This window comes from Candidatus Enterococcus wittei, assembly GCF_002140175.1.
Taxonomy (GTDB): domain Bacteria; phylum Bacillota; class Bacilli; order Lactobacillales; family Enterococcaceae; genus Enterococcus_B; species Enterococcus_B wittei.
On sequence record NZ_NGMO01000001.1, the window covers coordinates 675,710 to 683,437 of the forward strand.

The 7,728-nt window shown below is 38.1% G+C and carries 7 protein-coding genes; 1 reads left to right on the plus strand and 6 read right to left on the minus strand.

Features of this window, described 5'->3' with window-relative positions:
- Positions 1–188: 188 nt before the first annotated feature.
- Positions 189–647 carry a helix-turn-helix domain-containing protein gene (locus tag A5844_RS02560; RefSeq protein ID WP_086283631.1) on the plus strand — a complete coding sequence of 153 codons (459 nt, stop codon included), beginning with the start codon at positions 189–191 and terminating at the stop codon, positions 645–647.
- Positions 648–732: 85 nt separating this feature from the next.
- Here A5844_RS02560 and A5844_RS02565 read toward each other — a convergent pair whose 3' ends face one another.
- The 6 genes from A5844_RS02565 to infB all read right to left on the minus strand — a co-directional run.
- The gene (locus A5844_RS02565; RefSeq protein WP_086283633.1) at positions 733–1,584 is read right to left on the minus strand and encodes a GRP family sugar transporter; all 852 of its coding nucleotides are present in this window, start codon (positions 1,582–1,584) and stop codon (positions 733–735) included.
- A gap of 7 nt (positions 1,585–1,591) precedes the next feature.
- Complete coding sequence (locus A5844_RS02570; RefSeq protein ID WP_086283635.1) at positions 1,592–2,377, minus strand: glucose-1-dehydrogenase; 786 nt, start codon at positions 2,375–2,377, stop codon at positions 1,592–1,594.
- A 247-nt stretch (positions 2,378–2,624) separates the two neighbouring features.
- Positions 2,625–3,563, minus strand: coding sequence for a riboflavin biosynthesis protein RibF (ribF, locus tag A5844_RS02575; protein WP_086283637.1), 939 nt, complete (start codon positions 3,561–3,563; stop codon positions 2,625–2,627).
- A 6-nt stretch (positions 3,564–3,569) separates the two neighbouring features.
- Complete coding sequence (gene truB / locus A5844_RS02580) at positions 3,570–4,493, minus strand: tRNA pseudouridine(55) synthase TruB (RefSeq protein ID WP_086283639.1); 924 nt, start codon at positions 4,491–4,493, stop codon at positions 3,570–3,572.
- Between the two features lie 881 nt (positions 4,494–5,374).
- Positions 5,375–5,722, minus strand: a complete 348-nt coding sequence (gene rbfA, locus A5844_RS02585; protein ID WP_086283641.1) for a 30S ribosome-binding factor RbfA — start codon at positions 5,720–5,722, stop codon at positions 5,375–5,377.
- A 23-nt stretch (positions 5,723–5,745) separates the two neighbouring features.
- On the minus strand, positions 5,746–7,728 hold a 1,983-nt coding region (infB, locus tag A5844_RS02590; protein WP_086283643.1), incomplete at its 5' end, for a translation initiation factor IF-2.

Here is a 7,728-nt window from a genome sequence, read left to right on the forward strand (position 1 = left end):
GAGTATAATAATAATTTGTAAGATATCTTTATCTCGTTTAGAAAAAAGAAACGTTTTTATTCGTCTGCATATTTTTAGTCCTTAAAAAGATGAGTTGTATTTTTCTTTGTATTCATTCATTTAATATGGCATATGCTACGAATATACCAAAATAATAATACCTGCATGACTATAGGAGGGGTTGTTTTTTGAATAATTATTATTCTGTGAATGAATTAGCAGAAAAAATTGGAGTGACTACTCGCTCCATAAGAAATTATTTACGGGAAGGGAAGTTGAAAGGAAGGAAAATCGGTGGCAAATGGAAATTTTCTGAACAAGATTTGGCTGAATTTCTAAATGGAACTTCAGGGATAATTGAAACGAATCGTGAAAATACATTGTCTGCTTTAGGTCCAGTTACGATGAAATTTTCCATCTACTATGAAGATTTGTCTTCACTCTACCACTTTCGGGATAATTTATGTACCTATCATTCAGACGTGTATGCAAATAAGAAAGACCGTTTTTTCCTCTATAATCTTTTGGATGAGAACCATGTTGAGATCATCATTGGTGGAAACTTTAATTATGTAATGAATTTTGGTACGTGGATAAATAATCAATTACTAAATGAAACAAATATTTCCCTCATTCAGCAAGACTAGAAGAGAGTAAGACATTTATGATAAATGGATGTCTCCCCTCTTCTAGTCTTATTTTTTCACTATATTTATTATTCACACATTCATTTTAAATTAGTACTGTCATCATACTTCCGCCAACGATTAATACCAGTCCAATTAATGTGAATTTTAACTCTTTTGGACTTTTTTTCTCATGCAAGATCACCATTCCTCCAAGTGTAGAAATGACAACGTTCATTTGCGTGATGATGTATGCTGTAGCTACGCCATTGGCAGCAGCTGAAAAAATATACGCAAATGCTGCAAGACTGAATATGACCCCGACAAGAGTCGCTTTCCAACTTTTTCCTTCTGAAAACGTTTTCGGCCTTTTTAAAACTACATAGATAATTGCGCCTAGGAATACACCTAGCATTTGTGGAAAAAAGATTGAGACACCACCAGCATCAACTAACTTGGGCAAAGCACTATAGACCCAGTATCCAATACTTGTAGAAGCTAAGATCGTAATTCCTTTAGCCAAGCCACCTTTATGATTTTCCGTGTCACTAATAGTGGACAAAACAGATCCAATCACTAACAATATAATAGCAAAGCCACCAATAACTTTGCCAGTCGTCCCCGCCCATTCACCAAAAGCAAAAACACCAATTAATGACGTACCAATCAGTTGTAAGGCAGTTGATATCGGCATCGTTTTTGATACTCCTAAAAGGTTAAAAGTCGTATATTGGCCTATTTGTCCGATTACCCAAAAAGCACCTGATAAAAAACTAATCAAAAAAGTAGTGACAGAAATCCCATCAGGCGACATAAATAGTTGGACACACAGTCCGACAAGTAAAGCCCCAACGCCTGTACCAAGAATTTCATTCGTTGGCCGTCCTCCAATTTTCTTTAATACCAGCGGTTGGATCCCCCATCCAATCGCTGGTATTAATGCAATCAATAGACCCATTTATGAATTATCCTTTCCCACCTTGAAATGAAGGATAAAGTGTCATCCCACCATCAACAAAGAGCGTGATCCCAGTGACATAGCTTGATTCATCGGAAGCTAACCAAGCTGCTGCTGCTGCAACTTCACTTGGCTTACCGATACGGGCCATTGGAATCATGCTTTCTACTATTTCTTTTTGTTTAGGATCATCAAATTTTTCCGCATTGATTGGTGTTCTGATTGCTCCTGGACCAATGCTATTGATACGGATGCCTTGAGGTGCATATTCCATCGCAACAGTTTGCGTAAACAATTTCACTCCACCTTTTGATGCTGCATAGTGAGCATAAGTTGGCCATGGAATTTGTTCATGTACCGAAGAAAGATTGATGATACTTCCTTGTTGATCATGCTCTTTAAAATAATTGATTGCCGCTTTAGTTCCTAAAAATACACCGGTTAAATTGACATTTATCACTTTTTCCCAATCTTCTAAACTTAGTTCATGGGTAGATTTTTGATTTTCCATTCCAGCGTTATTGACCCAAACATCTAATTGACCAAAAGATTCAATGGCTTTATCGATCAGTGTTTGAATGCCTTCTTCGGTACTAACATCTGCTTCTACAGCAATCGCTTGCCCGCCTGCTTCTTCGATTGCTTTCACTGCTTCTTGCGCACCTTCTTCATCTGAATGGTAGTTTACGACGACCTTCATTTTTTCTTCCCCAAAACGTTGAGAGATTGCTGTACCGATTCCTTTTGATCCCCCTGTTACTACCGCTACTTTTTGTTCTAATTCTTTATACATTAACCATAGCCCCTTCCTTGATCATTTTTATAACCTTTGTTTTTTAAAAGATTATAAAAATGTCCTAAAATTAGTGTACACCAACTAGTGTAGGGCAAGGCAAATCATACGCACCAAAAATGCAAAACGAATGGCCGATCAAAAAATAGAACGCACATCCCTTTCAAGATGTACGCTCTAGCTCTCTTTTCTCACATTTTCAGGAAATATTTTTAGTGTCTTAACGTAATTTTTTAACATTCTTTAATTATTTTTCGAAGTAACTAGCGGTTGCTTGCTCATCAGCTTGGAGTTGCTCAATCAATGCATTGACACCATCAAATTTGATTTGGTCTCTGATGTAATGGTACCAACGAACAGCCACATGCTCCCCATAAATATCTTGATCAAAGTCTAGAATATACAGTTCTACGGTTAAAGCTCGACCTTCACCAAACGTGTCGTTATGTCCAATCGATCCCATGGCTGGGTACCAGCTTTCACCGATTTTAATCTCACAAATATACACACCGACTTTCGGTAAATGTGCAGTACTTTTCACTTTGACATTTGCTGTCGGAAAGCCTAGTAAGCGTCCCCGCGCATCTCCGTGAATGACAACTCCTTCGATTTCGTACGTATACCCAAGAAGTTTGGCTACAGTCTCCATGTTCCCTGCATCTAATTGACTACGAATGCGAGTAGAACTGATCTTTTGACCTTCTTCTTGTTCTTTTGGAACAGTCACCACTTCAAAACGTCCTTTGGCATATTCTGGCAAATGAGCAACATCTGCGATTTCTTTTGGACCATAAGTATAATCAAACCCTGAGACAGCATATTTTGCATGTAAACCAACGATATACTGATCCACGAAATCCTGTGGAGCTAAATGAGCGAATGAAGAAGTGAAATCAATCTCATAAAGGTAATCTACCCCTAATTCTGCCATTTTTACTTCTTTTTGTTCCAGTGTTGTTAAATATTTCACGTCGCTTGGATTGATCTTTTGAAAGACAATCGAGGGATGCTGATTGAACGTCATCAGTGCCAGTTTTAACCCTTCTTTACGTGCAATCGTTCTACCAGTTTCAATCACTTTTTGATGACCTAAATGCACACCATCAAAGAAACCTAAAACTAAAACTGTCTCTTCTTTAGGTATCTGTTCAAGATGATAAGGATGTCTGATTTTGATGATTTCCATTTTACGTTATACCTCGTTTCTTAATACTTTACTTGGTTTTAATTTATTCTTTTCTTTTGGGTTTGGCTGATAGATGCTAACGACCTTATCTTGATAAAACAAAGCAATTTCTTCCATTGGCATTTCTGACAAACCAAATTCCTGATAATCTAAGCGCATGCCATTTTTTACTTTTTGCCATAACGCTGCATTGATATCTAAGCGTTTGAATTTTGCCACACCTACTTCTATTGGCAGTAAATAAGCATCAATCTCATTATTTTCCACCAAGGATGCCACTTGTTCTAATGTGAGCGCTTGTTCTTGTTTCATCCCAGCACTAGCTATTCGTGTGAGATCAGACATATGTGCTGGATAGCCTAATTTTGCCCCAGTATCGACTGCTAACGTCCGCACGTAGGTTCCTTTTCCACACTCTACTTCAAAACGCCAAGAAAGCGTATCGGTTTCTTTTGACCATATTGGCGAGCTTGTCCGTTCAAAACGGTAAATTTGAGCAGTTCTTACAGGACGTTCTACTGTTTCGTTATTACGAGCGTATTCATAAAGTCGTTTTCCGTTGACTTTTACTGCTGAATACATCGGAGGAATTTGTTGGATTTCTCCGACAAAAGATGCCATGACCTGATCGATCCATTCACTGGAAATTTCTTCCTCGACAACCTTTTTTTCAACTATTTCTCCCGACTTATCTTCGGTCGTCGTACTAAAACCTAAAGTGATCTCGCCTTGATATGTCTTACCTGAATCTGTTAGGTATTCAATCACTTTCGTTGCTTTGCCAATGCAGATCGGTAACACACCATCGACATCTGGATCAAGAGTCCCACCATGTCCGATTTTTTTTGTATGTAATATTTTTCTTAATTTAAATACACAGTCATGACTAGTCATGCCACGTTCTTTCCATAAAGGTAATAAGCCTTCCATCACTTTTCTCCGTTCTATTTGTTGTCAACTGAATTATTATAACATATAGAAACTAAATGCTAACGACTTTGATCTGTTTCTGGACGATTTTTATCATTTAGAAATAAAAACGTAACAAAACTTTACACCTATGTAAACATTAATCGTGGTATTCTTTTTTAAAAGGAGGGAGTACCATGGAAAATCTTTTCTTTGCACCCTTTGATTGGTTATATGGGTGGTTGTCTGGTAAATAACAAGTCAACCTAAAACCAATCTTTTCTTTCGTTCTTTTTGAGGAAAGTCTGCTTTTACCCAGAAGAGGTGATCAACTAGGTTCTTGATCATCTTTTTAAAATGCTATAATGTTTGAGGCTGGGACAGAAGCGTTTAGCTCCGAGAAACAAGAAAGAACTCACGAAAATTGCTTTTCAAATTTTTGTGAATTTCAGCTTATTTCCGAAGGTTTGCTTCTGCTCCCGACGTTCATATGTATTTAGAGCGTGAAACAAAAGTAAATAACGCTTTTGTTCCACACTCGTTTTTTTTTGAAAAAAAGACAAATAAAAATCCCGATGGAATAGCGTCGATGAAACACTAATTTGAAATGAATTATTTGTGTATTCATTGTTCACCATAATTCTAAGATCTCTCTTCACCATTATCATTTGACAAGGAGACAACGAGCACAAAAAACATCAAAGCTAGTACTTTGCTAACTTTGATGTTTATTATAAATGACTTTATCAGTTTGATTTGACAAAGAGCCAGAATAAAAGGATTTCACGAAACATTCATTTCAAAATGTTCGTGAAATCCTTTTTCAGTGTTTAGAGACGGTTTTGTCCTAGCAATCGTTACTTTAGTAGATCTTGCTAATCAAAACACTCTATTTTATGCTGTTAGTCTTTGTTTAAATTACGTAACAGTTCGTCGATATGATTTCCATAAACCACAGATTCATCTAGCTCAAACGTTAATTCAGGTGTTTTATAAATACTCAAGTTATGCCCTAATTCCCGACGAATCAAACCACTTGCTTTATTCAACCCTTCTTGAGCTTTTTTCTTATCTGAAGCTAAATCAGATAAAAGGCTATAATAAATCGTTGCTTGTTGGAGATCTCCTGTCACATGTACATCAGTGATCGTTACATTTTCGACACGTGGGTCACGTACTTTTTTACGTAAGATATCATTGACTTCTTTTAAAATTTCTTGACCGACTCGGCGGTCACGATAGTTAGCCATAATGAGCGGCCTCCTTTTTTAAATTAGTTGGTTTTGATTTCTTCCATGATGAAGCCTTCGATAACATCGTCCACTTTTAGATCATTGAATTTTTCAATCATTGCACCACATTCATAACCCATTTTCACTTCTTTGACGTCATCTTTAAAACGTTTCAGACTAGCCAATTGTCCTTCATAGATGACGATGCCATCACGAATGACACGAACACCACTATCTCTGCGGATATAGCCTTCTGTGACATAGGCACCAGCGATTGTTCCGACTTTTGAAACTTTGAATGTTTCACGTACGATCATTTGACCAGTGATTTTTTCTTCAAATTCCGGATCAAGCATTCCCTTCATCGCTGTCTCGATCTCTTCAATGGCTTTGTAGATGATTCGGTGTAAACGAATATCTACTTTTTCAGTATCTGCTTGAATCTTAGCTTGTGGTGTTGGACGAACGTTGAATCCGATAATGATCGCATTACTTGCAGCAGCAAGAGTAACGTCACTTTCATTGATTGCTCCAACGGCTGAATGGACGATTTTCACACGTACACCTTCAACATCGATTTTCTTCAATGACGCGGCTAATGCTTCTGCTGAACCTTGAACATCGGCTTTGATGATGACATTTACTTCTTTTAGTTCGCCTTCTTTTAAGCTTTCGAACAAGTTATCTAATGTCACACGACTATTTGATGCACGTTGTTCTAGCATTGCACGTTTTCCACGTTCTTCCCCTGCCGCACGAGCAGTCTTCTCATCTTCAAAGACTACGAAGCGATCTCCTGCTTGAGGAACATCATTCAAACCTGTGATTTCAACTGGTGTAGTTGGTCCAGCTGTTTTTTCACGACGGCCTAGATCGTTGACCATCACACGCACACGGCCATAGGTATTCCCTACCACGATTGGATCGCCAACTTTAAGTGTTCCTTGTTGAACAAGTAAAGTAGTCACAGGGCCTTTTCCTTTATCTAAACGTGCTTCAATGACTGTACCAAGTGCGCGTTGTGTTGGATCTGCTTTTAGATCCTCGACTTCAGCAACTAATAAAATCATTTCTAATAGTTCTTCAATATTTTGGCCAAATTTCGCAGAGATTTCTACGAAAATCGTTTCGCCACCCCATGCTTCAGGAATCAATTCATATTCGCTTAATTCTTGCATGACATGTTGTGGGTTTGCACCTGGTTTATCGATTTTATTGACAGCTACGATAATCGGTACACCAGCAGCTTTTGCATGGTTGATAGCTTCTACCGTTTGAGGCATTACACCATCATCTGCGGCAACCACTAAAATCGTGATATCAGTGATACTTGCACCACGCGCACGCATACTTGTAAAGGCAGCATGTCCTGGTGTATCCAAGAATGTGATTGGTTTGCCGTCAATTTCGATTTGGTAAGCTCCGATATGTTGAGTGATACCCCCAGCTTCGCCACTTGTTACACGAGAATGACGTAATGTATCAAGTAATGTAGTTTTCCCATGGTCAACGTGTCCCATGATGGTAACAACTGGTGGACGAGAAACTAGATTTTCTGGATTTACTTCTTCTGCTTCGAAGAATTTATCGAGATCTGCAATATCCACTGCCACTTTTTCTTGTGGTTCCATACCATAATCGGTAGCTAATAATTCGATGGTATCTTTATCTAGTGCTTGGTTTTGATTGACCATCACACCAAGTAAAAATAATTTTTTGATGATTTCTGCTGGCTCACGATGAATTTTCTTCGCGATATCTGCGACGTTCATTCCTTCTGTATATTCTAATACTTCAGGTAACTCGCGGAATTTACGTGGTGGCACAGCTGGCTTATTAGAGGTTTGTTGTTTCCCCTTTTTCCCTTTTTTATTGAAACGATTACGGTTGTTATTGTTGAACTTACCGCGATTGTTATTGTTGTTGCGATTTTGATTTCCGCCTTGTGTTGTTCCTTGTCGGTTTTGGTTATTGCTTTGTGCAGTTCCTTGTCGATTTTGGTTGCTGCTTTGTGCAGTTCCTTG

What these genes read in the sequence shown, in the direction of transcription:
- truB (WP_086283639.1), bottom strand. Translation starts at nt 4,493, where the DNA reads ATGGAAGGCTTATTACCTTTATGGAAAGAACGTGGCATGACTAGTCAT.
- A5844_RS02570 (WP_086283635.1), bottom strand. Translation starts at nt 2,377, where the DNA reads ATGTATAAAGAATTAGAACAAAAAGTAGCGGTAGTAACAGGGGGATCA.
- rbfA (WP_086283641.1), bottom strand. Translation starts at nt 5,722, where the DNA reads ATGGCTAACTATCGTGACCGCCGAGTCGGTCAAGAAATTTTAAAAGAA.
- ribF (WP_086283637.1), bottom strand. Translation starts at nt 3,563, where the DNA reads ATGGAAATCATCAAAATCAGACATCCTTATCATCTTGAACAGATACCT.
- A5844_RS02565 (WP_086283633.1), bottom strand. Translation starts at nt 1,584, where the DNA reads ATGGGTCTATTGATTGCATTAATACCAGCGATTGGATGGGGGATCCAA.